Source organism: Flavobacterium sp. Root186 (genome assembly GCF_001428525.1).
Lineage (GTDB): Bacteria > Bacteroidota > Bacteroidia > Flavobacteriales > Flavobacteriaceae > Flavobacterium.
Window position 1 is genome coordinate 669,448 of sequence record NZ_LMHW01000010.1, and the last position, 26,243, is coordinate 695,690.

The 26,243-nt window shown below is 34.4% G+C and carries 20 protein-coding genes; 9 read left to right on the plus strand and 11 right to left on the minus strand.

Features of this window, described 5'->3' with window-relative positions; genetic code table 11:
* The 3 genes from ASD98_RS06750 to ASD98_RS06760 form a co-directional block, all read right to left on the minus strand.
* Positions 1 to 765: an MBL fold metallo-hydrolase gene (locus tag ASD98_RS06750; protein ID WP_056201847.1), complete on the minus strand. Its 765-nt coding sequence runs from the start codon at positions 763 to 765 to the stop codon at positions 1 to 3.
* A gap of 107 nt (positions 766 to 872) precedes the next feature.
* Positions 873 to 1,559: a response regulator transcription factor gene (locus tag ASD98_RS06755; RefSeq protein WP_056201850.1), complete on the minus strand. Its 687-nt coding sequence runs from the start codon at positions 1,557 to 1,559 to the stop codon at positions 873 to 875.
* The gene (locus ASD98_RS06760) at positions 1,556 to 2,821 is read right to left on the minus strand and encodes a sensor histidine kinase KdpD (protein ID WP_056201853.1); all 1,266 of its coding nucleotides are present in this window, start codon (positions 2,819 to 2,821) and stop codon (positions 1,556 to 1,558) included. Before ASD98_RS06760 ends, ASD98_RS06755 begins: the two co-directional genes overlap by 4 nt.
* Before the next feature lie 162 nt (positions 2,822 to 2,983).
* On the opposite strand from ASD98_RS06760, the gene ASD98_RS06765 reads away from it, so the two are divergent.
* The gene (locus ASD98_RS06765) at positions 2,984 to 3,397 is read left to right on the plus strand and encodes a DUF1573 domain-containing protein (protein ID WP_056201855.1); all 414 of its coding nucleotides are present in this window, start codon (positions 2,984 to 2,986) and stop codon (positions 3,395 to 3,397) included.
* Positions 3,398 to 3,454: 57 nt separating this feature from the next.
* On the opposite strand, the gene ASD98_RS06770 is transcribed toward ASD98_RS06765, so the two are convergent.
* A complete protein-coding gene (locus ASD98_RS06770) occupies positions 3,455 to 3,955 on the minus strand; it encodes a C40 family peptidase (protein ID WP_056201860.1) in 501 nt (166 codons plus the stop codon).
* 195 nt (positions 3,956 to 4,150) lie between these two features.
* Here ASD98_RS06770 and ASD98_RS06775 point away from each other — a divergent pair, with 195 nt between their 5' ends.
* The 4 genes from ASD98_RS06775 (at position 4,151) to mgrA (ending at position 10,398) form a co-directional block, all read left to right on the plus strand.
* A complete protein-coding gene (locus ASD98_RS06775; RefSeq protein WP_056201863.1) occupies positions 4,151 to 5,242 on the plus strand; it encodes an SGNH/GDSL hydrolase family protein in 1,092 nt (363 codons plus the stop codon).
* Positions 5,232 to 6,611, plus strand: coding sequence for a sialate O-acetylesterase (locus tag ASD98_RS06780; protein WP_056201866.1), 1,380 nt, complete (start codon positions 5,232 to 5,234; stop codon positions 6,609 to 6,611). The genes ASD98_RS06775 and ASD98_RS06780 overlap by 11 nt, the downstream gene beginning before the upstream one ends.
* Positions 6,612 to 6,827: 216 nt before the next feature.
* Positions 6,828 to 9,125 (plus strand): beta-glucosidase BglX, encoded by a 2,298-nt coding sequence (gene bglX, locus ASD98_RS06785; RefSeq protein ID WP_056201869.1) that lies wholly within the window; start codon positions 6,828 to 6,830, stop codon positions 9,123 to 9,125.
* Positions 9,126 to 9,441: 316 nt separating this feature from the next.
* Complete coding sequence (mgrA, locus tag ASD98_RS06790; RefSeq protein ID WP_056201871.1) at positions 9,442 to 10,398, plus strand: L-glyceraldehyde 3-phosphate reductase; 957 nt, start codon at positions 9,442 to 9,444, stop codon at positions 10,396 to 10,398.
* A 201-nt stretch (positions 10,399 to 10,599) separates the two neighbouring features.
* On the opposite strand, the gene ASD98_RS06795 is transcribed toward mgrA, so the two are convergent.
* The 7 genes from ASD98_RS06795 to ASD98_RS06825 all read right to left on the minus strand — a co-directional run bounded on the left by ASD98_RS06795 (position 10,600) and on the right by ASD98_RS06825 (position 18,818).
* Positions 10,600 to 11,886 (minus strand): cellulase family glycosylhydrolase, encoded by a 1,287-nt coding sequence (locus ASD98_RS06795; protein WP_056201874.1) that lies wholly within the window; start codon positions 11,884 to 11,886, stop codon positions 10,600 to 10,602.
* A gap of 115 nt (positions 11,887 to 12,001) precedes the next feature.
* The gene (locus tag ASD98_RS06800) at positions 12,002 to 13,237 is read right to left on the minus strand and encodes a glycoside hydrolase family 26 protein (protein WP_056201878.1); all 1,236 of its coding nucleotides are present in this window, start codon (positions 13,235 to 13,237) and stop codon (positions 12,002 to 12,004) included.
* A gap of 3 nt (positions 13,238 to 13,240) precedes the next feature.
* The gene (locus ASD98_RS06805) at positions 13,241 to 13,786 is read right to left on the minus strand and encodes a hypothetical protein (RefSeq protein WP_056201881.1); all 546 of its coding nucleotides are present in this window, start codon (positions 13,784 to 13,786) and stop codon (positions 13,241 to 13,243) included.
* A gap of 47 nt (positions 13,787 to 13,833) precedes the next feature.
* Positions 13,834 to 15,024, minus strand: a complete 1,191-nt coding sequence (locus ASD98_RS06810) for an AGE family epimerase/isomerase (protein WP_056201884.1) — start codon at positions 15,022 to 15,024, stop codon at positions 13,834 to 13,836.
* A 5-nt stretch (positions 15,025 to 15,029) separates the two neighbouring features.
* On the minus strand, positions 15,030 to 16,220 hold the full coding sequence (locus ASD98_RS06815; protein WP_056201887.1) for a glycosidase: 1,191 nt from the start codon (positions 16,218 to 16,220) through the stop codon (positions 15,030 to 15,032).
* A 28-nt stretch (positions 16,221 to 16,248) separates the two neighbouring features.
* Complete coding sequence (locus ASD98_RS06820) at positions 16,249 to 17,640, minus strand: MFS transporter (RefSeq protein ID WP_056201890.1); 1,392 nt, start codon at positions 17,638 to 17,640, stop codon at positions 16,249 to 16,251.
* A 41-nt stretch (positions 17,641 to 17,681) separates the two neighbouring features.
* Positions 17,682 to 18,818, minus strand: coding sequence for a glycoside hydrolase family 26 protein (locus ASD98_RS06825; protein WP_056201893.1), 1,137 nt, complete (start codon positions 18,816 to 18,818; stop codon positions 17,682 to 17,684).
* 305 nt (positions 18,819 to 19,123) lie between these two features.
* Between ASD98_RS06825 and ASD98_RS06830 the strand changes: the two genes are divergently transcribed.
* The 4 genes from ASD98_RS06830 to ASD98_RS06845 all read left to right on the plus strand — a co-directional run bounded on the left by ASD98_RS06830 (position 19,124) and on the right by ASD98_RS06845 (position 26,196).
* Complete coding sequence (locus ASD98_RS06830) at positions 19,124 to 20,002, plus strand: AraC family transcriptional regulator (RefSeq protein ID WP_056201896.1); 879 nt, start codon at positions 19,124 to 19,126, stop codon at positions 20,000 to 20,002.
* 310 nt (positions 20,003 to 20,312) lie between these two features.
* On the plus strand, positions 20,313 to 23,510 hold the full coding sequence (locus ASD98_RS06835) for a TonB-dependent receptor (RefSeq protein WP_056201899.1): 3,198 nt from the start codon (positions 20,313 to 20,315) through the stop codon (positions 23,508 to 23,510).
* Positions 23,511 to 23,521: 11 nt separating this feature from the next.
* Positions 23,522 to 25,120 carry a RagB/SusD family nutrient uptake outer membrane protein gene (locus tag ASD98_RS06840; protein WP_056201902.1) on the plus strand — a complete coding sequence of 533 codons (1,599 nt, stop codon included), beginning with the start codon at positions 23,522 to 23,524 and terminating at the stop codon, positions 25,118 to 25,120.
* Between the two features lie 17 nt (positions 25,121 to 25,137).
* Positions 25,138 to 26,196, plus strand: coding sequence for a hypothetical protein (locus ASD98_RS06845; RefSeq protein WP_056201904.1), 1,059 nt, complete (start codon positions 25,138 to 25,140; stop codon positions 26,194 to 26,196).
* The last annotated feature ends 47 nt before the right edge of the window (positions 26,197 to 26,243 follow it).

Sequence of the window (26,243 nt, forward strand, 5' to 3'; positions counted from 1 at the left end):
TCAATAATCTACACTAGTTCCGTCACTTGGAATCGCAACTTTAGACAAAAGATTATTCTCAGTCAATGCTTTTCTTAATTCCTCACGAGTTGTTGGGCAGTGATTTAAAGCTTCAAGATGATTGGCAAAAACTTTTCCCGGTGCAAGAGCTGTAAATTTCAAAATATCATTCATTCGCATCAATAAAGGCTGTCCAATATCTAGTCTGGCAGTTCCGCAGGCAACCGTTGCAATATCGGGTTTGAGCTCGATTAATGCTTTTTGGACATCATCTGTAAAAATAGTGTCAGAACTTATGTAAATTGATTTTTCGTTTGCAAGTTCAATGTAAAAACCCATTACATTTCCCATCAATTTGGCAATCCAGCCGTAACCATGAAGAGCAGGAATTCCAATAATTCTTCCATCTAAAAAAGGCTGAGGTTCCCAATAATTTAAAGTCTGTACAATATTAAGACCTCTTTGCTGTAAAACTTTTTCATCTTTTACACTGCAGATAACGGGAATGCTTTTTCTTCTTAAAAATACTTCTCCGGCCTTGTCAATATGGTCCGGATGCAAATGCGTAATTAAACAATGCGTAACATTGCTCAAAATTTCCCTGCTGTTTTTAGGCAGAGCCACTAGAGGATTGCGTTTTGGATTGTAACGAAAAATAGTAAAAGGAGCAATAGTTTTTCTCTTTCCTAACATCGGATCTACAAGAATAACATGCTTTTCTGTTTCAATGACCAAAGTGGCATTTCGCAAATGATGTATTTTCATATCTGAAAAATTAGAACTTAAAAATACAAAGATTTTTCAAAATCTATTTACAGATTTTTCTTTATTTTTAACAGAATTGTTATTATTTGAAAGAATACACTTTAGAATTACGCTATAGAAAATCTAAACCCAATTCCATGTAGGTTTTCAATCGAAATACCTTTTTCGTTTGATAAAATTTTACGCAGACGCGAAATAAAAACATCAAGACTTCTTCCCATAAAATAATCATCAGTTCCCCAAAGTGCAGTTAGGATTTGTTCTCTTTTTAAAACTAAATTTTTATTGTCAAGAAACAATTTTAGCAATTCGGCTTCACGCTGCGTAAGGCCGACTTTTTCCTCTTCATTAAAAAGAATGAAATTTTTGGTGTCAAATTGGTATTTTCCAATCTCATAAACCGATTTTTCGACTTTATTGTTTTTCTGAGAACGTTTAAGGAATATTTCAATTTTCAAAATTAATTCTTCAATGCTGAAAGGCTTTACTAGATAATCATCGGCACCAAGACGAAGTCCTTTTATACGGTCTTCTTTTAAAGTTTTTGCCGAAAGAAAAATGATGGGAACATCAATATCCATTTTCCGAACTTCTTCAGCCAGCTCAAAGCCATCCATTTTTGGCATCATAATATCAAAAATACAAATGTCAAAATCTTCATTTTTGAAAGTTTCCAAACCAGATTTTCCATTCGTACAATGAACCACTTCATAATTATTTTGTTCCAAATTATCTTTGGTTAAAAACGCCAGTGTTTCATCATCTTCGGTATAAAGTATCTTGAAATTTTTCATTTTTTATAAGGAATAGACAAAGTTATAGTAACCCCGTTTTCAGAATTGTTTTCAGCTTTTATTTTCCAGTTTTGCAAACTGCAGATTTCTTTTACGTAATATAAACCAAGTCCAAAACCATTTACTTCATTACTCTTTTCGTTTTGGATGCGGTAAAATTTATCAAATATATAAGATAATTTTTTAGTAGAAATTCCAATTCCATTATCAACAAACTCTAATTTTAAAATTGAATTTTCTTCATAAATTCTAATCGTAATTTCAGGTTTTTTATTGCAATATTTTACGGCATTATCTAAAAGGTTGTAAATTAGATTACCAAAATGAAAAACGTCTGTTTCTAATAAATATTCCTTAGACGGACTTTCAATACTAATAATAGCCTCCGGATATTTTAGCTGAATGTTTTCAATCACCTCTTCAATAATCGGAACAATTAAAACCGTTTCTTTTTTTAATTCTAAAGGTGTATAATCTGATTTTGCAATATTTAAAATCTTCTCAATATGATGATTTAATTTATTGCTTTGATTAATAATAATCTCGGTATAAGTATGCAGTTTTTTATCGTCTTTTATAGGATTTTGTTCGCTCAAATATTTCGAAGCAATTAAAATAGATGACAAAGGCGTTTTAAATTCATGCGTCATATTATTGATAAAATCACGCTGCAATTCAGAATATTTTTTTTGCTGTAAGAGTGTAAAAATCGAATAAACGTAAATCAATAAAATCAAGATCAGCATAATCGAAAGCACAAACCAAAAACGCATTGAACTAAATAAATAAGTCGTTTCATTCGGAAAACGAACTGCAAAATAATAGACTAAATTTTTATGCTTCGGGAAATAAATTGTCTTTTTACATTCCGATTTTTTTTTCGATAAAGAAATATAATCACCGTAAATCATTTCATCACTCTGGCAATTGTACATAGCATATTCAAAATCTGTCGTAATATTCATCTTTTTGAATTCTGTTTTTAGATAAAATTCTAAAATATCAGGTTCAAACTCATTGTCAACATTTACAATATAATAATCATTTGAAATTTTCTGTACAGGACTTTGCGCCGGAAGTTCGTGACTAGTTCCTTCATACAGTTTTTTAGCCACTTCAAGAAGAGCAATATGGGCTTTTTGACTCAGTTTTTTCTGCTCAATCGTAAAAGCCTCTTTTGTCCAAAGCAATTGCGCCACCAAAATACTAATTATGGCGACCAATCCCAGAACGATAATGCTATTGAGTTTATTAATTTTCAAGAAAACAGACTTTGAGAGTGTAATATTAATCAAAAATATAGTTAAAAACGGCGATTAACAAGTCATTAACAAACATTTGAAACCGCTTAACAGCGATTTTCTTTTGTCTGAAATATCTTTGTAATATAAAATTTGAACTATAAACCATTAATATATTTAACTATGAAAATCATCAAAATTTCTATGCTGGTTTTGGCTTTAGGCCTAATGTCTTTTTCAGCAATTGCTCCGGTAAAATCGTTGGCTTCTGAAACAAAAATTACTGAAACAGCTTCAACAATTGTTTGGAAAGCTGAAACAATTGATGTTGGGGAAATTCCACAGGGAACTCCAAAAGCAATTGTTTATGAATTTAAAAACACAGGAAAAACTGCTGTTGTAATTACACAAGTTCAGGGTTCATGCGGTTGTACAGCAACAGACTACACAAAAGAACCAATTTTACCTGGTAAATCTGCAAAAGTTACAGCAACTTACAATGCAGCAAACAAAGGTGCTTTTACAAAAACGGTTACCGTAACTACAAGCGCTGAAACATCTCCAAAAATACTTACATTAAAAGGAACGGTTATTTAAAAATAAAGGTTAGTTATAAAGTGGAAGCTCCAAATATGTCATGTATTTGGAGTTTTTTTATTTAGAAATTACATCAATACATTTATAAAATCGGTTTGTATAATGCTCTGTCTCAAGTGATGTAATGGTAACTTGCTGCGCTTTTCCAGATGAAGCATGAATAAACTTAGAATGCATTCCGTCTGCCTCGCAAATTATTCCAAGATGACCAATTACAGTTTTATCTTTATATCCGTAAAAAACCAAAATATCTCCAACTTTAAAATCTTCAGGTTTTAACGTGGTTCCTAGATTTTTATATCCGCTGGAACTTCTTGGCAAAGTCATCCCAAAATTACCAAAAACATAACTCACAAAACCTGAACAGTCAAACCCTTTTAGCGGATTACTGCTCGCATATAAATAAGGTGTACCTAAATATTTTTTAGCAAAAACTATAATAGAATCCCGATCGATTGCCGATTGTTCTTTTTGAATTATATTTTTATTGTTCTCTTTTGAAGTAAAAGAAGAAAATAAAATAACAGAAAGTATGAAGATAAAAAAGTAGGTTTTCATTTTTTAAGTAAGAAAAGGTTTAATTGCTAAAGATAGAACGTTATTTTTCTAAATGCATTATAAAATGTAAGAATTAGCAATTAAATGATGTGTTTACGTGGTGTTTTTTTATTACTTTTTGATGTTTTAGTATCTTTTTGTTTAGTGCATTTCAAATATATTTGTGAATCGTATTTATATTTTAACAAATAAATTATGTTTCTCAAAAAAAACGCACTTTTAATTCTTTTTTTGCTGATTTCAATTATTTCGACATCTCAAAACCAGAATACTTTTCTTTATACAGGAAGAGTTGACAAACTTCAGAATGATCAGGTTATCCTAATCGGAACGGCTTCTTCGATTTCCTTTAATTTCACAGGAAATGAATGTTCAATTTCACTTCAGAGTGTAGATTCTTATGAACATCATAATTATGTTTCTCTAGTTTTAGATGGGAAATATATTGGAAAAATCAGAATCGAAAAAGGCGCGGTTCAATCATTTCCAATAAAAGTTACTTCAAAGAAAAAAGAACATCATTTAGAAATTTATAAAAATACAGAAGCCCAAAGCGGCAATATTTTGTTTGCCGGAACAACAGCCAAGCTGACTTCAATTTCTTCTAAAAAGAAAAAGAAAATCGAATTTATAGGGGATTCCATTACTTGCGGAGCGGCCAGCGATCCGTCGGATATTCCGTGTGATAAAGGCGAATATATGGATCATCATAATAGTTATTATGCTTATGGGCCAACACTTTCGAGAGCAATTGGTGTAGATTATTTAATGAGCTGTGTTTCAGGAATTGGGATTTACAGAAACTGGAACGACGAAAACAAAGACGAAGCCATAATGCCAGATATTTATCAAAATTTATATTTGACAAAAGATCCATCAAAACCTAAATATGATTTTGCTTTTCAGCCGGATATTATAAGTATTGCTTTAGGAACAAATGATTTTTCCGGCGGAGATGGAAAAAAAGAACGTCTGCCTTTTAATCCGGAAAAATATGTTTCGAATTACATCAATTTTATAAATATGCTTTACGAACACAATCCAAATGTGCAGATTGTAATTACAAACAGCCCAATGGTTGGCGGAGAAAGAGCAGTTGTTTTTGAAGATTGTTTAAATAAAGTAAAAAATGCTTTCGCAGAAGACAAAACACATAAGCCAATTCAGATTTTCAAATTCAAACCAATGACGCCAAAAGGCTGTTCAGGGCATCCTGATGTGGCAGATCACAAAATTTTGGCAGATGAATACGGACCATTTTTAAAAAAGCTGTTAAATGAAAAATAATATACTTAGACTTATTTTCTTTTTTATGATTTCTAATATCATAACAGCAAATGTTACGCTTCCGAATATTTTTGGAGACAATATGGTTTTACAGCGTAATTCTGAAGTTAAAATCTGGGGCTGGGCAAATCCAAAAGAAGAAATCAAGTTAGTTTCAAGCTGGAACAATCAGGAATATAAAGTAGTTACAAATAATCAGGCAAAATGGGAACTTGTAATTAAAACTCCTGAAGCCGGCGGTCCTTACACGATTTCTATAAAAGGTTATAATGAAGTTGTACTGAAGAATATCTTAATTGGAGAAGTCTGGATTTGTTCCGGACAATCCAACATGGAAATGTCTGCAAGCTGGGGAATTGATAACGGCGACGAAGAAGTGAAAAATGCCACGAATCCTAATATTCGATTCTTTACCGTTTCAAAATCAACCGCGACAAGTCCGCAGAATAATGTATTTGGAAATTGGGTCGAATCGACTCCGGAAACCATGAAATATTTCAGTGCCGTTGGCTATTTTTTTGCTAAACGTTTGCGCGAAGATTTAAAAAATGTTCCAATTGGATTAATTTCATCCAACTGGGGAGGAACTCCGGCTGAAATCTGGATGCCGGAAGAAGTCGTTCAAAACGATTCTGTATTATTAGAAAATGCCAAAAAACTAAACGAACAGGAATATGGCCCGCACCAGCCCGGACGTGCTTACAATGCTATGATTGCTCCAATTGTTGGCTTTAAAATTGCCGGAACAATTTGGTATCAGGGCGAATCGAATGTTGGTTCATTGGTTTACGATAAAACGCTTTCGGCTTTGATTACTTCGTGGAGAAAAAACTGGAATGACGAATTTCCTTTTTATTTCGTACAAATTGCGCCTTATAAAACCGGAACAAATAATTTCTCGAATGTTACGGTTAGAAATTCTCAAAGGAAAATTTTAAAAGAAATTCCAAAAACGGGAATGGTTTCGACTTCTGATATTTCAGATACAATTGATATCCATCCGAAGAATAAAAAATCAGTCGGAATTCGTTTGGCAAATCTGGCTTTAGTCGAAGTTTACAAAACAAATTCTGATTTGGTAAACGGTCCGCTTTTCAAAGAAATAAAAATAGATAAAAACAAAGTCACAGTTTCTTTTGACTATGCTGGCGGATTACATTTTAAGGACAAAATTTCGAATCAATTTGAAGTGGCCGGAGCCGATGGGAATTTCTTTCCTGCAGAAGCTTCAATAAAAAATAATCAGGTGATTTTGACAAGCAAAAAAGTAACAAATCCAGTAAAAGTGAGATTTGCCTGGGGAAATACAATTCAATCTGATTTGTTTAATAAAGCAAATCTGCCGGCTTCTTGTTTTATTACGGAATAGAGGATTTTAGATTTTAGAATTTTTTTGCCCACTGATTTTACTGATTTAACGGAATTAATACAGATTTTTTGTTTGCTTTTGTCAGGCTGAGCGAAGTCGAAGCCTCGCAATGCATGATTTTAATCTCGCAAAGACGCTCAGTCGCAAAGTTTTGGAAAAAAAACTTAGAATCTTAGCATCTCAGTCCCTTAGCACCTTTAAAAAAACTAAACCACTATGAAAAATAAAAAAATAATAACAATTGGGGTTTTGTCCCTGTTTACTGTTGGAAATATGAATGCACAAAAAAAGCCGTATTTAGATAAAAACAAAACTATTGAGCAAAGAATTGATTTGCTTTTGCCTTTGATGACATTGGAGGAGAAAGTGGGGCAGATGAACCAATATAACGGTTTTTGGGATGTTACGGGACCAGCTCCAAAAGGCGGGACGGCTGAATTAAAATATGAACATTTAAGAAAAGGGTTAGTTGGATCAATGCTTACGGTGCGAGGCGTAAAAGAAGTTCGTGCCGTACAGAAAATTGCAGTTGAAGAAACCCGTTTAGGAATTCCACTTATTATTGGTTTTGACGTAATACATGGTTATAAAACGTTAAGCCCAATTCCGCTGGCAGAAGCAGCAAGCTGGGATTTAGAAGCGATTAAAAAATCGGCGGCAATTGCGGCAGATGAAGCTTCGGCATCTGGAATTAACTGGACTTTTGGGCCAAATGTTGATGTGGCAAATGATGCGCGTTGGGGACGTGTAATGGAAGGTGCGGGAGAAGATCCGTATTTAGGAAGTAAAGTTGGTTATGCCAGAGTAAAAGGTTTTCAAGGCGAAACGATTGCCGATTTAGCCAAAGTAAATACGATTGCCGCTTGTGCAAAACACTTTGCCGCTTATGGTTATGTTGAAGCAGGTTTAGAATATAATATTGTTGATATTAGTAATTCTAAATTATACAACTCTGTTTTGCCCCCTTTTGAAGCCACAGTACAAGCCGGAGTTCGTACGTTTATGAATTCGTTTAATACTTTAAATGGTGTTCCGGCAACTGGAAATGTTTTTTTACAAAGAGATATTTTGAAAGGGAAATGGAAGTTTGATGGATTTGTAATTTCTGATTATGCTTCGATTCGGGAAATGATCGCGCACGGTTATGCAAAAGATGAAGCCGATGCAACAGCAAAAGCCGTAATTGCAGGTTCTGATATGGATATGGAATCGTATTTGTATGTCGCAAAATTAGTTGATTTAATAAAATCAGGAAAAGTAAAAGAATCTTTGGTTGACGATGCCGTTCGCAGAATTCTTCGTGTGAAATTTGAATTGGGTTTATTTGATGATCCGTACAGATATTGCGATGAAAAACGTGAAAAAGCAGTCGTTGGAAGTAAAGCCAATAATGACGGTGTTTTAGATATGGCTAAAAAATCGATCGTTTTGTTGAAGAACGAAAAGAATTTATTGCCACTGAAAAAATCAGGACAAAAAATTGCTTTGATTGGAGCTTTAGCAAGCGATAAAAACAGTCCACTGGGAAGCTGGAGAATTGCTGCTGATGATAATACAGCGGTTTCGGTTTTAGAAGGAATGCAGCAATACAAAGACAATAAATTGGTTTTTGAAAAAGGAGCAGATTTATTGAAGCAAAAATCAACTTTTTTAACTGAAACTGTTTTTAATACCACAGACAAAAGCGGATTTGAAGCTGCAAAAACCGCTGCTAAAAATGCCGATGTTGTGGTAATGGTTTTAGGTGAATACGGTTTCCAAAGCGGAGAAGGAAGAAGCAGAACTGACTTGAATCTTCCAGGATTACAGCAAGAATTATTAGAAGAAATTTACAAAGTAAATCCAAATGTAGTTTTGGTTTTAAACAACGGACGTCCGTTGAGTATTCCGTGGGCAGCAGAAAATGTTCCGGCGATTGTTGAAGCGTGGCATTTAGGAACTCAAACCGGAAATGCTGTGGCGCAGGTTTTATACGGAGATTATAATCCAAGCGGAAAACTGCCAATGTCTTTCCCCAGAAATGTGGGGCAGGTACCAATTTATTATAACAAATACAGTACAGGAAGACCAATTGACAGTGATAAAAATGTGTTTTGGTCGCATTATATGGATGTAGAAAAAACGCCTCAATTTCCTTTTGGTTTTGGATTGAGTTATACAACTTTTGAATATAAAAATCTAAAATTGAATAAAACTGCTTTTGCAAAAGGAGAAAGTGTGCAAGTAAGTGTTGAGGTTACTAATTCAGGAAATTATGATGGAAAAGAAGTGGTTCAGTTGTATATTCATGATGAATATGCAAGTATCATTCGTCCGATAAAAGAATTGAAAGGCTTTGAACTGGTAAGCCTGAAAAAAGGAGAAACTAAAACCGTAACTTTTACTTTAACGGATAAAGAACTCGGTTTTTATGATAACGAAGGGAATTATTTAGTTGAACCGGGAACTTTTAAAATTATGGTTGGAGGTAGCTCTGATAAAGGTTTACAAGATGGTTTTGAAATAAAAGAGTAGAGGTTTTTGCCACAAAGGCACTAAGGCGTGAAGTTTTTTTAATCTCGCAAAGTCGCAGAGTCGCAAAGTTTTTTTTAAAATTTAAGATTAATAGCGTCCAGCTTTAGCTGGATGAAAAATATTAACGCAATCAAAAGGGCTTTAGCCAAACCTACAAAGTTTGGCTAAAGCCCTTTGTAACTTCCAATCTTATTCCCCTAGCGGAAGCTAGGGCTATGTAAAAAAATCTTTGTGACTTAGTGCCTTTGTGGCAAAACAAAAGCATTATTTTTCTAACTTTAAATTCTATTAAAACTCCAACCTTTAAACTAAAACAATGAAATACAACAGATGTGGAAGAAGCGGTTTATTACTGCCTGAGATTTCCTTAGGGTTATGGCATAACTTCGGTTCAGTAGATAATTTTGAAAATGCAGAAAGTATTGCCGTAGAAGCTTTTGATAAAGGAATTACCCATTTTGATCTGGCGAATAATTACGGACCGGTTCCCGGTTCTGCCGAGGAAAATTTTGGAAAAATATTATGGCACAATTTTCAGGGAAATCTGCGTGATGAAATCGTCATTTCTACAAAAGCAGGCTACACCATGTGGAATGGTCCTTACGGAGATTGGGGTTCCAGAAAATATTTATTGTCAAGTTTAGATCAGAGTCTGAAAAGAATGAATGTTGATTATGTCGATATTTTCTATTCACACCGCCCAGATCCGGAAACACCCATTGAAGAAACTATGATGGCGCTTGATCATGCTGTTAGAAGTGGAAAAGCTTTATATGTTGGAATCAGTAATTATTCGGCAGAGCAGACTCGCATTGCGGTTGATGTTTTAAAACAGTTGGGAACGCCATGTTTAATTCATCAGGCAAAATATTCGATGTTAGAACGCTGGGTAGAAAATGGTTTGCTGGATGTTTTAGAAGAAAAAGGAGTAGGCTGTATTGCATTTTCGCCTTTGGCACAAGGACTTTTAACAGACAAATATTTAAACGGAATTCCCGAAAATTCAAGAGCGCATAATCCAAACGGGCATTTGAAAGAAAATGAAGTTACAGAAGAACGTATTCAGAAATTAATTCAGTTAAATGAAATTGCTCAAAATAGAAACCAGTCTTTAGCGCAATTAGCATTAGCCTGGCTGCAAAAAGACAAGCGGATTACCTCCGTTTTAATTGGTGCGAGTTCTGTAAAACAATTGTGTAATAATATTGACTGCCTGCAGAATACAGTGTTTGCAGCTGATGAATTGAATGCGATTGAGAAAATATTAGCGTAAAAACATATTTGTAAAATGTGAGATGTAAAATGTGAATTGTGAAAATGAATATTTTAAACACATCACAAGCGTATATCACATAACGCATATCGTAGAGACGCACAGCAGTGTGTCTAACGCCCAGTTTACATCGCGTATATTTTTTGCGCATAAAGACGCACTGCTGTGCGTCTCTACGGTAAATAGGGGTGAAGAATATCTTTATTTCTTCAATTTTGAATTATAATCTTTTACAATTTTCAATGTCGATTTATCCGAAGAAAAAACAGAATTCAAGCCTTGTGGTTCCTGTGGAGGATCTGTAGTTAAAGGATCGCCGGGATTCCATTTTCCATCTTTGTTAACGGCTTTTCCTTCGCCTCCAAATCCCCAGAAATTTGCGGCTTGCAGCGGACCATTATTTTTAACGCTTTCCGCAACTCTTCCAAAAATATAATTGTAGAAAATATCCCGGTTTACAACAGAAGATGCTGCAATTAAGTTTTCATTTTCTCTTGGCAGACCAAATTCTTCAATAATAATAGGGCGTTTTAAATTGTTTGCCACTTTTATATGATCGTCAATATATTTTCCGGTATTTTCTAAAGTTGTTGGCAGCGTTTTTTCAGCATTATCTGCTTTAAACCAATTCCAGTTTTTTGGCCAAATATGCATCGTCAAATAATCGATATTCGGATTCTGATGTGTACGTTCAAAAATTTCCATGCTGTCATTTGAACTGTTTTTACCTTCAGAACCAGTCGAAATTAAGTGGTTTTTGTCTAGGCTGTCAATTAAATTGACAATGTTATTTAGCCAAACTGTGAATTTTGCTTCGTTCTCCGGCGTAAAAGTTCGGGGTTCATTTCCAACCTGCCACGCCATAATGGTGTTATCTTCAGTATATTTCTTTTTAGAATACGAATTCGTTCTTCCAATAATAAATTTTACATGATCTTCTAAACCTTTCATGCAAGGTTCGCAGCTATGAAACTGCTCTGTATATGACATAAATTGCGGCCAAGTATTGGGCGGAATTGCCGGAATCGGAATTGACCCTTTTCCATTCCATTCTAAATATTGTGACATTCCGCCAGACCATTCCCAATTATTGGTCAAATACAAAACAGCGTACATTTTACGTTTGCTCATTTCGCTGATTAAAAAATCAAGTCCGTCAAGTAAATCTTCATCGTATTTTCCCTGCTCATATTGCAAAGCCGGACGAACGGTAAAGTCGTATTTTCCGCCATCGCCGCCAACTAAAATTCGCAAATTATCGATCCCGTTTTTTTGCAATAAATCAAGTTCTCTAATTAATCTTTTTCTGTCGCCTGCTTTTTTGGATGCCAGTAAACTTCCGTACCAATAATTGGTTCCAATGTAAGCGTATGGTTTATCGCCTTTATAAAATTGGTTTCCTTTTACCGTAATTCGTTCCTGCGCCTGACAAGCTATTGCAGAGAAAATTAAAGCAAAGCTGAGGTGTTTTAGAAATCTGTTTTTCATTGTTTATTTTTTATTAGTCATTGCGAGGAACGAAGCAATCTCATCTCGTATCTTATTCGTAAATGTGTTTATTATTAGTGCGTTTGCTTCGTTTCTCGCAATGACATGCTTTGTATTATTTCGGCATTTCATACATCTTAGGCAGGGAATTCAATAATGCCGATTTTGTTTTAGTACTAAAAGTTTTAAAATCTGCTGCATTCGAAACAGAACCATTCGGAACATAATATCCATCACTGTTATTGTTCCAAAACATTACATAACTTACCTGAATATCATTTGCTGTTAAAGCATCATATAAATAAGTTGAAAACCAATTTGTAACTGGCGGAATTGAACTTGTAACTCTATAACCCGTTTCGGTTAAAGCTGCGATTTTTACTTTGGTTTTAGCAATGTCGGAGATTATTTTCAGCTTGGTATTGGCTTTGCCAGAACCTGTTGTACCTTGATTGTTGAAATCTCCATAATTGTCCATTCCCAGAATATCGACGTATTTATCGCCCGGATATCGGCTTAAATAACTGTTTTCTGTTGTATATGAATTGTCAGGAGAAAAAGCATATAAAATGTTATGAACGCCTTTTGTGTTTTTTAAATAATCAACTGTAAATTGATACGCTTGTTTGTATTCGTCGGCAGTGCAGTAATTTGCGCCCCACCAAAACCAGCTTCCGTCAAATTCATGAAAAGGTCTGAAAATTATCGGAATCAATTCGCCATTGGATCCTTTTAAGTTTAAAACTACGCTGGCCACTTTGTCTAATTTTTTCTTGTACCATTCGTGATTCGTTCCGCCGGGTAAAATGCTTTTAAAAGCTGTTGCTTTTTCTTGTGCAGACATATCAGCAGCATAAAAAGATTCGTCTTTAAATGGTTCTCTAATATGCCAACTAAAGGTGTTAATTATGCCTTTCGCGTAAGCGGCTTTAACATCGCTTGTAATTTTTACTTCTTGCTGATAAAACCAGTTATCGGCCTGATTGTTATTGTTTTTATCGGTAATAAACATAAAATCTGAACCTAAAACTGCCGGATCAAAGCCTGTGTTTTTTTTAATATCAGATTCTCCTGCGGCATCCTGATAAAAATTATTAAAAGCATCCTGCTGTCCAATGGCAACTTTAGTTTTTGCCAGTTTTTTTAAGTTATAGAATAAAGCTGCAGTTTCTTTAGTTGCGTTTGCATCAACCATATAAGTTGGTGCGTTTTGAGTTGTTAAAGGATCGCTTTGTGTTGGTGGGTCTACTATAACTATAGCTTCGTCCTCTTTTTCGTTATCTGAAGAACAGCTTGCAAAAGCTAAAATAGATAAGCTTATGCAGGTTATTTTTAATATTGTTTTTTTCATCTCTTATTTTTCGGATTTTTGTTTTAAATACTCTTCTTCTGAAAGAGTGATAACTTTTACATCATCAAAATAAATGGTGCCATTTGTTTGAGCAAGAGCAAGCATGATGCGGACTTTTTTTGCATCGGCCGGAACTTTTACCGTTTTTTTATAATTAGTCCATTCGGTTGTTCCTTTTATCTGGGCAAAAGTTTCGGATGTAATTTTTTTATCGGCTAAGGTTGTAAACTCTGCGATTGCTGCACCGGCTTTGTACGCTTCTTTTTGCTCTTCGATGCTTTCAGATTTAATCCAAATGCTAAATTCCAGAGCATAAATGTTTTTTGGGATGTTTATCGTTTGATCAACGGCTTTCCATTCGGCATCAACAAATTGATTGATTGCAACGCAGCTTTTTCCGGATTTTTTATCATAAGGCGTAATATAGGCTGCGTCGCTGCCGTTCCAGTTTACAAACTCATATTCAAAGCCAGGGTTTTTGACAAGATTACCTTGTGCATTTGTTATTGTAGTTAGAAATAATAAACTAAAAAGAATGAGTGGTTTCATAAGCAATATTTTTTAGTACAATAATTTATTTTAACAGAGAAAAAACTTTACGTTTTTATTCTCTTAATAAGCTCTAAACAGGCACGGCTGTTATGATAAGGACATTTCCAGAATCCGGCTTTGTCTTTTTCTATTAAAGTATAATCTCTGTAAATTCCCCAAAACCATTCACCGTTTTTAAGATCGAGAATGTATTTTTTTATGAATTTCCAGTTTTTTAAAACTATTTCCAGATAGTTTTCATTTCCGGTTAATTGATAAGCATTGTAAAAACCAATTAAGGCTTCGGCCTGAACCCACCAATGTTTTTCGGTAATTAGTTCACTTTTTTCAGGATCAAATTCGTACCATAAACCTCCGTCAGCATCTAAACCTTCTTTGGTAACTTCTGCTATTTGAACGGCGTGTTTTTTATAACTGGCAATTAAATTTTCTTCTTCTAAAATCTCGGCACATTGCAATAAAAGCCAGGCCGCTTCGATATCATGTCCGTATGAAATTACGTCCGGTTTTTCGATCCAGTTTTCATCAAAAAATAAACGAAGATGCCCGGTTTCGGTATTTATAAAATGCTTTTCAATTGTTTCTAATAATTCAATGCTGTTTTTTCGAAGCGTTTCATCCTTCCAGACTTTGTACAAATTTGCATATGCTTCAATAATATGCAAATGCGTGTTCATTGTCTTTTTTTCGTTGGCATCTTTATCGCTCAAACGCAAATCTTCAATAGGCTGCCAGTTTCTTGTAAAAGCTTCGAGATAGCCTTTGTTTACAGGATCGTAACTGTGTTCCTGAATTTTAAAATATAATTTTTTGGCTATTTCTAAAGCTTTTTCATCTTTAGAAATAGCATAATATTCGGTTAAACCATAAATAGCAAACGCTAAAGCATAGATTTGATTTTTGGTATCTTTTGGCGTTTTATCAACATTAATACTCCAAAATAAACCTCCAAATTCAGCATCATAAAAATATTTTGAAAGAAAATCAAAAGCTCTTTCGGCAATCTTTTTATGATTTTCTTTTTTGGTAACTTGGTAACTTGACGAAAAAGTCCAAAGAATTCTTGAATTCAAAACAGCACCTTTTTCTGCATTGGCAATTAGGTGATCGTTAAAATCAATCTGACCGATAAAACCCTCATTTTGAGTGTCAAGCGTATGTTTTATCCAATAATTTAAAATAGAATCCAGCTCTGTTGTTAATTCTGTTTTTAGCTGTTTTACAGTTGTACACACGATATTTAAATTGCGTTATTTTTTTCAATTTGATTGATGATAGTTTCAACAGATCCTGCAGAAATAAAAGTGTCTGCGGGAGTATTAATAACATAATCAACTAATTTTTCTACAGAAGAAACGGCAACATGCATTCTTGTATCTGATGATGCATAATATACGTAAACAGTTCCGTCAGTGTCTTCTATCCATCCGTTAGAGAATAATACATTTGATACATCGCCGACTCTTTCAATTCCATCAGGACCCATAAAATGCCCGGCCGGAACGTAGGTTACTCTCGAAATATCATTTAAATCAGTCATGAACATATACAAAGTATAGCGTAATCCTGCAGCGGTATTACGAACGCCGTGTGCAAGATGTAACCAGCCTTTTTCTGTTTTAATAGGAGCAGGGCCAAGACCGTTTTTTAATTCATAAATAGTATGGTATTGTTTTCCGAAGATGATTTTCTCTTCTTTTACAACCGGATTTGTCATATCGTCAACATATCCTAAACCAATTCCGCCGCCGCTGCCAACGTCAATAAATCCGTCTTGCGGACGTGTGTATAAAGCATATTTTCCGTTTACAAATTCCGGATGTAAAACTACATTTCGCTGTTGTCCGGTATTCGAAATTAAGTCCGGTAATCTTTCCCAATTTACTAAATCTTTTGAACGTACGATTCCTGCATTAGCTATAGCCGAGCTTGTATCGCTTTTTGGCGCTTTTGGATCTTTTCTTTCGGTGCAAAAAATACCATAAACCCAGCCGTCTTCGTGGTTGATTAAACGCATGTCGTAAACGTTTGTGTCTGGTTCTGCAGTTTGCGGAATTACGCAGGGTTTATCCCAAAATTTGAAATTATCCACTCCGTTCGGACTTTCTGCAATGGCAAAAAATGATTTTCTGTCAATCCCTTCTACACGAACTGCAAGAAGATATTTTCCGTTCCATTTCATTGCTCCGGCATTGAAAGCCGCATTTACGCCAATTCGTTCCTGTAAAAATGGATTTGTTTTTTCGTTTAAATCAAAACGCCAATTCAACGGAACGTGAGATGCGGTAACAACAGGATTTTTATAACGTTCATAAATTCCGTTTCCAGCATTTCCTTCCGGTGTATTTTTTTGTTCGATTAGTGCTTTATGTTCTTTTTCTAATACTGCTTTTCGATCCAGAAAAGTAGTCGAAGAGGTTATTGTTGTCATAATTCTTGATTCGGTATCTGATTTATTTTTATTTTGTTTGGTCTCTTTTTTCGTTTAAATCTTGTTCTATCGTTTGAAGTTTTTCTTCAGATAAAGGATAGAATAATATAAAAGCGACTGATATTGCGGCTGCGATTGCAGGAAGTATGCTTAGCATTAATTGAATTCCGTTTTGGGTTACGGCAGTTTGTTCGACATTGGCCTGAAAGCCATAATAACCTAAAAGCCATCCAGTTCCGGCACCGCCAATTGTCCATCCAAATTTTTGTGACATTGATGAAGCTGAAAAAACCAATCCGGTTGCTCTGCGGCCTTGTTTCCATTCTGAATAATCAGCACTGTCTGCGTACATTGACCAGATTAGCGGGAAAATACAACCTGCACAAATACTGATTAAAACCTGAAAACTCATGATTAGGAAAACATCTTCTTTCCCAAAGAAATAAAAAGCTAAACTTAAAATTGATGCGACTGCCATTGCACCAAAAAATGTTTTCTTTTTACCAATTTTGTTTGCGATAGGAGTGGCGATAATTACGCCGATAATATTGGCAGCTTGTCCCAAAACCAAATAAATGGATGTTGGTGTCATGTGAAAATCTGTTCCAAAAAGCGAGAAATCAAAGTTTACAGCGCTGCTTACATAATATTTAAAATAGTAAACTGCCGCACCGTCTCGAATGGAGTTAAAAACTAAAGTTCCGATTCCGGCTCCCAATAAAATCCACCACGGTTTATTTTTTAATAAATCTTTTAAATCTTCTTTTAAATTAGACTGTTCATTTTCAATAGGTTTTACTCTTTCTTTTGTAAACAAAAAACAAGCCCAGAAAAAAATTGTTGTGATTACTCCAAAAACGGTAATTGTTGCGAGCCAGCCTGTTTTAGAATTTAAGCTTCCGCCAAAATAATTCACAAGAGGTTCAATCAGCCAAAGTGCCAAAAGGCTTCCGCCAAAGGCAAACACCATTCTGTAAGATGATAATGTATTCCTGTCTTTTCGGTCAGACGACATTACACCCAAAAGCGATGCGTACGGAACGTTGATTAATGAATAAATCATCATCATTAAGGAATAGGTTACGTAAGCATAAATTATTTTTCCTTTTTCGTCAAAATCGGGTGTGTAAAAAGTTAAAACTCCAATTACGGCAAAAGGAATGGCAACCCATAAAAGATAAGGTCTGAATTTTCCCCATTTAGTTTTTGTTCTGTCGGCAATGATACCAACAATTGGATCAAAGCAGGAATCCCAGATTCTGGTAATCAAGAACATGGTTCCTACAACGGAAGGTGCCAATCCGAAAACGTCGGTATAGAAAAACAGAAGATACATACTAAAGATTTTCCAGAACATTGATGACGCGGCGTCTCCAAGTCCGTAACCGATTTTTTCTTTTAAACTAATTTTGTCGTGCATTGGTTATTTTTTAAAGGTTGTAAAGTTTGTTTTTGGGGCAATTATTTGAGTGCTTTTTTAATGTCTTTTTCAAATAAGGTTTTGTCGAGGTTGTAATAATCTATAAAATCTTTTTCACTTATCTGGCCTTTGAATGGTGCGTAATAATGCATTTTTTGTTCTTTTTCCTGCCAGCCATGATTTCGCCATAATAAAACATAGGATATTTTATAATCACCAATTGCTTTGGAGAAAGTTCCTGTCCACCATTTTGGGTCTGGAACAGCTTCATAACCCGCTTCGGCAACGGCAATTAGTTTATGTTTTTCAAGACCAATTTCATTTAAAATCTTAAGCTGACTTTGAACTTCATCAATAAATTTCATTCCTTCTTTATCATTGTTATTTTGATAAGCATCAAAGCTTAAAACATCAGTAAAATCATCTCCGGGATAATTCGCCAGAAAATCATCTTTCGAGCTGAAACTGGCTGTATTGTAAACGTAAATTAAATTATGCACGCCTTTTTTCTGCAGGTATTCAAATGTAAATTTCCATGCTGTTTTAAATTCCTCAGGAGTGCAGTTTCCTTTTCCCCACCAAAACCAGCCTCCGGAAAGTTCATGATATGGTCTGAATAAAACTGGAATGTTTTTTCCTTTTTTATCTTTTAAGGATAGAAAAAAATTGGCGGCTTTGTCTAACCAGGAAGTAAATTTTTGATGATTTTCTCCGCCTGGTAAAATGGTTTTTACAGCATTTGGAGTGTTATCCCACGCACTTTTTCTAGTTGCAGGATTATCAAAATGCCAGCTTATTGTAGATATTCCTCCTCTTTCATTGGCATCTGTAATATATTGTTTCATTTTAGTGAATGGAATACCATCTATATTATTGGCATCGTCTTTTTCTAAACCTGCAATATCCCAACCGTAAAGAGCAGGATAATCTCCCACAACATCTTTTATGTCGCTTCTTCCGTTTTCATATTTCCAATTTACGCCGTAGGCTAAGTCGTCCTGATGACCAAAAAGATAACCGCTTTGTGTAAGCTGGTTCAGTTTTTTATATAGAGAAACGGTTTCAGGTGTTGCTTTTTTATCTGAAAGTGACAAATTCGTATTACTATTAATAGGCTGTGCAGAACAGGAAGTTCCTATTAATGCACTGGCTAAAAGATTAAAAAAGTATTTTTTCATTTTCGAAAATATTGTTTTTCAGTGCATTCTCAACTTCTGGTTAGAAATTACCAACTTGCTGCTGAAGCTGAATTTGTCTATTTGTAATTCGGTATTGTTTTCCTTATAAAATTATTAAAACTATAAAAAGTTTGAGTATTAAAAATGATTAATGTTTATTATTAATACTGATTTTGTAAAGTTGATAATTCTATTTTTCAAAGATAAATTTATGTTTATAGCGTAATTAATATTATTTTATCAATTATATATCATATTATTGCAGAAAAAAATCAATTGATATCAGCTAAAAACAGTTTTAAGAGATGAGTACTGCTAAAAATTTTTATAGAGAAATCGCTCCGCTTTCAGCCGGAGATAGTTTTTTGGTCTTTGACAGAGTTAAAGATAGTTTTGATTTTCCGGTTCATTATCATCCTGAATTTGAGATCAATTTTATTTTAAACGGAAAAGGAGTAAGGCGAGTTGTGGGTGATAATATTGAAGAAATTGACAATGTTGAATTAGTTTTGATTGGACCAAATTTATATCACGGCTGGGAATTAAATAAATGTACCAACAAAAAAATACACGAAATTACGATTCAGTTTCATAATGATTTATTTCATGAATCTTTGCTTGCAAGACGTATTATGAATCCGATTCGTGATATGTTTAATAGATCTATTCATGGAATTTTATTTTCTAAAAAAGCTGCCGAGGAATTGACTCCAAGATTGGTAAGACTTTCTAAATTAGATGGTATGGATTATTTTTTGGAAATTACTTCCTTATTATATGATCTTGCCAATTCGAGAAATCAGCGATTACTTTCTACTTATACTGTTGACTACGATAAGTTTGATGATTATGATAAAATGAAATTGGTTTATGAATATGTGCAAAAACATTTTGCTGATAAAATTACTTTAGATGATGTCGCAAATGTTGCCAGCATGTCTATAATTTCTTTTAATCGTTTTATAAAAAAGCGCACCGGAAAAACTTTTGTCAATTATATTAATGACATCCGCATTGGATATGCCGCCCGCTGGCTTGTTGAAAAAGATATGAGTGTTTCTGAAGTGGCTTTTAAATCAGGCTTTAATAATATTGCGAACTTCAATCGTAGCTTTAAGGCTATTAAAAATTGTACTCCTAGTCAATATCGTGAGGATTTTTCTGGATTAAAACGTATTTTATAGTGATACTTTTTTTGCATAAATAAATATTATTTTTAACGAAAACGTTTGATTTTTATGATTTCGTTAACTTTTCTTTATAATTAGTGGTAGTTAAGGGTTGCTTCATTGCGAATAATTCATTTTTTATACGTTTTTATTTTAATATGTGTTTTTTTAAGGAGGTATAGTAAAAATATTATCATTAAATGATGTAATACTATCGATTTGATAATCTCATCTGTTATAGATTTGTTAAATAATTTCGAAGTAAAAGTTATCCTTACTTGCTTAATTGTGAATGAAACAAATTTAAACTAACCAAACACTTATTATGAAAAAACTAATGACTAACTTTATTCATTGGAACGCTAACCACAGAGCGGTTCCTCTGATTTTATTTTTGTTACTGACAAGTAATTATATTGCTGCTCAGGTTAAAGTATCGGGAACGGTATCAGATGAAAAAGGTTTATCGATTCCTGGTGCCAATATTTCGATAGCAGGATCAAAGACAACTACTTCAACCGATTTTGACGGAAAATATTCTATTGATGTTCCTGCAAATGCAACTTTAGTATATTCATTTATTGGATTTAATACACAAAGAATTGCAGTTGATGGTAAAAGAACAATCAATGTAATTTTAAAATCAAGTGCTGAAGACTTAAAAGATGTAGTTGTAATTGGTTACGGGACACAAAAGAGAAAAGATGTAAACAGTGCTATTTCCAGTATTAGTTCAAAAGATATTGAAAACCTAAAAGTTGCTTCGTTTGATCAAATGATGCAGGGTAAAGCAGCCGGGGTAGTTGTAAATAGCAATTCTGGTGAGCCGGGAAGTAACGTTTCGGTAAGAATTAGAGGGGTTTCGTCTTTAACAGGAACAAACGAACCTTTGTATGTAATTGATGGTGTGCCAATTTCAGGAGATGCAAGAAACTCATCAACTTCTGGAAGAAACGCACAGGGAAATTCTAATTTCTCTAATAACGGTAATATCACACAAAGTCCTTTAGCGCTAATTAATCCAAGTGATATTGAATCTATTGATATTTTGAAAGATGCTTCGGCAACTGCTATTTATGGGTCTCGTGGAGCTAACGGTGTTGTAATTGTAACTACAAAATCCGGTAAAAAAGGTACCGGAAAATTATCATTCGAAAATTCTTATACAATAAGTAATCTGCCTAAAAGACTTCATTCTATGAATCTGCAGGAATATGCGGCACATCAAAATGCTTTATCGGCAGTATATGATCCAACTTCTTTCAGACCTGAATTTGCTCATCCTGAACTTTTAGGAAAAGGTACTGATTGGCAGGATGCCATTTATGAAACAGGACTTATGAGTTCTAATCAGCTTTCTTTTTCGGGTGGTAAAGAAGGAGTGAATTACTATATATCCGGAGGTGTATTAAATCAGGAAGGTATTGTAATAGAATCAGGATTTAAAAGATATAATTTTAGAGCAAATATTGATGCTAAAGTTAATTCGTTCATAAAAGTTGGGGTTAATGTAAGTGGTGCAATTACGGATGAAAAATTAACGCTTAACGGACAGTTTAATGGTGTAGTTGCTACGTCGTTATTAGCAACTCCTGATGTTGCGGTTAGAGAGCTTTCCGGAGCTTTTGCCGGCCCGCCTGCTGGTGGAGCAACATCATTTGTTAACCCGGTTGCTACTTCTTTATTGGGATCAAATACATTGGTTAGAAAAAACTATTCAGGAAATTTCTATACTCAGGTTGATATATTAAAAGGTTTGGAGTATCGTTTTGAAGCGGGTGGTTATATATATGACAATTTAGGTCAAAGATTTGATCCGATGTATTCGTTGGGGAATGCTGTAAAAAGTTTTGCCAACTTATATTACAATCCTTCTTCTGGTAATTCATGGAACTTAAAAAACATGCTTACTTACAGAAAAACTATTGGCAGACATAATTTTACTGTTCTTGCGGTTCAGGAGTCAAACAGAGCACACTGGGAAGGATATACAATAACAGGCTATGGTTATAAAGATAACAATGATAAATCATTAGCCGCATCTGATTTGTCAAAAGCGGTTACAAGTGGTGTTTACTCAGGAACGCAGACTTTGGCTTCTTATTTAGGAAGGGTTGTTTATGACTTTGGTGATAAATACAGCCTTACCGGAGCAGTAAGAACAGATGGTTCTTCTAAATTTTTCGTAGGAAACAAATGGGGTGTTTTTAGCTCTGCAAGCGGTTCTTGGAAACTTTCTCATGAAGATTTTATGGAAAGTACGAGAAAGTATGTTGATAATATTAAAATTAGAGTGGGCTGGGGACAAACCGGTAATAACCAGATTGGTAATAATTTATATGATTCTAATCTGCATATAATCAATAGTACAATGGGAACTTCTTATCTGCCATCAAATACAGCAAATAAGGATTTGAAGTGGGAAACTCAGGAACAGACCAATTTAGGATTAGATTTTACAATGTTTGACTCTAAACTTTCTGCAACAATAGATGTGTATCAAAAAGTTTCTAAAGATTTCTTGTATCAGGTTCCCTTGCCGAACTTCCTTTCTGGAGGTGGTGATTATGAAGGTGGTGTAAATCCTCCATCTTTTAACCTTGGAAGTATGAAAAACAGAGGTATTGAGGTTACACTTAATTATACACAGCAATTTACTCCAAACTTTTCATGGAATGCAAGTGCAAACTTTACAAAATATGAAAATGAAGTTACCAATATGGCGGGCTTAAACATTGTTAAAACGATGGGTACGCTGGCATATAATACGGTAACGGTATCGAGAACTCAGGAAGGTCTGCCTATAGGTTCATTTATAGGTTATGAAGCGACAGGTATTTACAGAACAGACGAGGATTTATTGACTTATGGCCACGAAACTGCTCCAGGAACAAAAGTTGTGCTGAAAAACGGAACAAATTCATTACTGCCAAACTTTATAAAAGGAGATGTAATTTATAAAGATCAAAATAACGATGGTATTATTGATACTAAGGATTTAGTTACTATTGGAAATCCAAACCCAAAATTCACTTATGGGTTTACAAACAACTTTAAATACAAAAATGTTGATTTGTCTATTTTCCTACAGGGAACTGCCGGAAACAAGCTGATGAATTTAACTCGTATGTCTGGTACATTGAACAGTAACTTAGGAACTAATTATTTAACAGATGCTGCTGATTTTTATTCTGCAGACAATTTAGATGCTTCACTGCCTAGACCTTCTGCTTACAATGATATCAATAATGCAGTTTCGTCACGAATTATAGAAGATGGTTCATACTTAAGAATTCAGAATGTAACTTTAGGTTATTCACTTCCTTCTGACATAATCTCAAAAATAAAATTAACAAGATTGAGAATTTATGCTTCTGGGCAAAACTTGTACACTTTTACTAAATATAAAGGATACGATCCTGAGGTAGGTTCTTATAATCAAGATGCATTATTATCAGGTGTTGATAATGGTCGTTATCCTGTGCCTAGACAAATATCTTTTGGTTTTAACGTTGAATTTTAATACGAATTAATATGAAAAATATAATAAAAAGAAGTGGTGCAGCTGCTTTGACACTACTGATGTTAATATCTACTTCTTGCTCTCAGGACTTTTTAGACGTACCTGCAGAAGGAGTGCCTACAATAGGAAACTATTATGATTCTGATGTAAAATTGGATAATGCAAGTAATGGACTTTATGGTATCGTTTGGTTTAATATGAATAAGGAAGGTTTTTATGGTATTACTGATGTTATATCGGGTAATATGTATGCGGGACCTTATAACGAATTTGGTAAATTCACAGATTTGAGTTTTACTAATTCACAGTCTTTTATTGGAGATTCATGGAGATCATGTTTTGGAGCTGTTGCAAATTGTAATTCTTATATTAATACATTACCGCAAAGTGTTGGGCCGGATGTAACTAGTGAAGCATTAAACAATGCTTTAGGTGAAATGCATTTTATCAGAGCTTTTTCATACTTCTTTCTGGTAAGATTATGGGGCAATGTGCCAATTATTGAAAACAATGCTGATTATTCTAAGAATTTTGTTATCCCAAGTAATCCTACAACAGATGTTTACAAGTTTATAGAGAACGATTTGCAGTTTGCTATTGCTAATTTGAGATCTAAAAACAGAGGGTCAGATTATGCTTCAAATGCACACGTTTCGAGTGGTTCTGCAAAAGCTCTTTTGGCAAAAGTATATTTATATCAAAAGAAATATGAGCTTGCAAGAGCTTTGGCTCAGGAAGTAATCAACAGCGGCGAATTTAAATTATTGGGTGGTGATGAACTGCCAACAAAATCTTTTGCTGATTTATGGCTTCAAAAAAATAATAATAATGAAGAGTCTATCTTTTCATGGCAGTGGACGGGTTCAGGAACGTACTTTGAAGGAAACTTTTCAAACACATTGTTTGCTCCGGAAAATAGATTGGTAGAAACTTCATATTCAGGTCAGATTGCGCCTTCTCAGGATTTAATTCATAATGTTTATGAACCGGGAGATAAAAGAAGAGCAGAAACATTCATGCTTCCTGGAGATTATTATCCAAACCTGACTTATGCACAAACACTTGCAGTAGATTCTCCAAAACTTTTAGGATATACTTTTGAAGTAGAAAATGAAGCTCAGAATTCAGGAGCAGGTTTGAAAAAGTATGTAATCGGGAAAGAGAACTTACCAATAACAGGACCATTCAATGCACCATTTAATGGAGAAAGCAGTATGAATAGTTATATGATGCGTTATGCTGATCTGCTTTTAATTCATGCCGAAGCGATATTAGGTTCGCAATCAGGAAGTACTTCAGATCCTGCAGCCTTAAAATCATTTAATGCAGTTCGTAAAAGAGCGGGTCTGCCAATTAAAGCCTCTATTTCATTTGATGACATCTTTAAAGAAAGACGTGCAGAATTAGCTTGCGAAGGAGATTACTATTTTGATTTAGGACGTTTGCCATTTGCAAAAGCAAAAGCAATCTTAGAAGCTCAAAACAGGGGAGATCAAGACACGCCAAAATACATTACAATTTCGGCAGCAAATCTTTTACTGCCTTATCCGGCAGATGATTTAATTAAAAATCCAAAATTAACAGAAGTAGCACCGTATACTTTTAAATAATTTTTAAAAATAAAAATATGAAAAATATAAAAATTGTTTCGTTAGCAGCATGCATGGCATGGATGTTATCTTTAATGCTTTTTACTTCATGCTCAAGTGATGACAGCAGCGCTGAGGCTTACACAGGTGCTCCTGTAATAGAATCTGTTATGCCTTCTGGATATAATACAGATGGAACACTTAAGCCATTAAGTCCGGTAACATTAGTAGATCCAAAAAACTATTATGTAATTCACGGAAAAGGATTGCTTTCTACCAAAAAAGTATATTTTAATGACTTCGATACCTATTTCAGACCAACATTTGTAACAGATACTGATATAATTGTTTTAGTTGATGAAGATACTCCTTATGCTAATGCTTCTAATCAGTTAAAGGTTGTTACAGATAGAGGAACTGTTGTGTATAATTTGACAGTTGCGCCTCCGGTGCCTACATTTAGCGGTTTTAACTCTATCAATTGTGCTGAAGGAGATCAGGTAATAATTAAAGGTAAATATTTCTTAAATCCTGTAGTTACTCTGGCAGAAACACCAACACAACCTGCAGTTCCTGTTACAGTAGTATCTTCAACTTTAGAGCAGATAGTGGTAAAAATTCCGGCAAATGCCAATCACAGATATCTTTCTGTGGCTAATATATCCGGAGCAGCCGTATCAAAAGAAGCTATAGGAACAGCATTGTATGATGATGTATTATATGGCGTGCAATGGGGAGGCCCGTGGGCTGGAAAAGGCGTTAATTTTGCTTTTGATGGAGATTCTTATCAAGGTGAAAAATCATGGCAGTGGGAATTTGGTCAATGGGATGGAGGAAACTGGGGTTTCAATGTTGATTTAACTCCATACAAAGCATTGCGCATCGCTATTAAAGGTGCAAAAACCGGACGAGTTAATTTTAGTGTAAATGGCGGCGTAAATTATGTTTTACCTGTTACAAGTTCATGGGTTTATCTGGAAATTCCTTTTAGCGATTTAGGAAATCCTACAAGCCTTACTATGCTTACATTTCAGGAATCAAATAATGACGGCGGTAATACGGTATTATTTGATGATATAGGATTTGTATTAAAATAAATGAATTGCTTTTTTTGAGTTAGTTTAAGATATTCCCTAATTGAAAA